Annotated in this window: 2 protein-coding genes; both read left to right on the top strand. The window is 62.2% G+C overall.

What is annotated here, in order from left to right; translation table 11 throughout:
- Positions 1-384, top strand: a 384-nt coding sequence (locus HLUSI_RS0114885; RefSeq protein WP_016834744.1) for an ABC transporter substrate-binding protein, incomplete at its 5' end; no start/stop codon positions are given.
- Positions 385-457: 73 nt separating this feature from the next.
- Positions 458-1,096 (top strand): ABC transporter substrate-binding protein (locus tag HLUSI_RS0114880; RefSeq protein ID WP_029363551.1); only part of this gene is annotated, 639 nt, incomplete at its 3' end.

Raw genomic sequence — 1,096 nt, 5'->3', positions numbered from 1 at the left:
GGCTACAACTCGTTCCTGGCCACCGGCGCCGCCAAGAGCCTGATCGGCAAGGTCGACGTGATCTATACCAACACCGACAACAACGTCGTGTCCGCCTATGAAGCGCTGGTCAAGGTCGGCAACGACGCCAAGATCCCGCTGGTCGCCTCCGACACCGACAGCGTCAAGCGCGGCGCGATTGCTGCGCTGGGCGTGAACTACTATGACCTGGGCCGCCAGACCGGCAAGGTCGTCGCACGCATCCTGAAGGGCGAAAAACCGGGCGACATCGCTTCGGCCACCAGCAGCAAGCTGGAACTGTTCGTCAATACGACCGCTGCGCAAAAACAAGGCGTGACCTTGTCGGCTGACCTGATCAAGTCGGCCAAGACAGTCATCAAATAAATCGGTCATCAGCGAAAAAGCAAGCGCCCGCCTAGAGGCGCTTTTTCATACACAGCATCACAGAGGAGAGGATATGTTCACATTGAGTAAAACTTTGCGCGCCATTACCGGCGCACTTGCACTGGCGGCTGTCTGCGCTGCGCCGGCATTGGCCGCGGACAAGAGCGTCATGGTCACATCGATCGTCGAGCATCCGGCGCTGGACGCCGTACGCGACGGCACCCGCGACGAGCTCAAGGCCGAAGGCTACGAGGGCGGCAAGGGTTTCAAATTCGAGTTCCAGAGCGCCCAGGGCAATGCCGGCACCGCCGGCCAGATAGCCAAGAAATTCGTCGGCGACAACCCTGACGTGATCGTCGCCATCGGCACCCCGTCGGCGCAGCCGCTGGTGGCGTCGACCAAGACCATCCCTATCGTCTACTCCGGCATCGCCGATCCGATCGCGGCGCAACTGGTCAAGGACTGGGGCCCGTCCGGCACCAACGTGACCGGCCTGTCGCACATGCTGGATCCGGTCAAGCAGGTCGAGATCATCAAGAAGGTCCTGCCAAGCGCCAAGCGCATCGGGATCGTCTACAATCCGGGCGAATCGAATTCCGTCTCGGCGCTCAACGCCATCAAGGCCGTGCTGGAAAAGCAGGGCATGACGCTGGTGGAGGCCGCTGCGCCGCGCTCGGTTGACGTCGCGCCGGCCGCCAAGAGCCTGATCGGC

The organism is Herbaspirillum lusitanum P6-12, from assembly GCF_000256565.1.
Lineage (GTDB): Bacteria > Pseudomonadota > Gammaproteobacteria > Burkholderiales > Burkholderiaceae_D > Herbaspirillum > Herbaspirillum lusitanum.
This window is presented reverse-complemented; position numbering and strand designations above follow the sequence as displayed.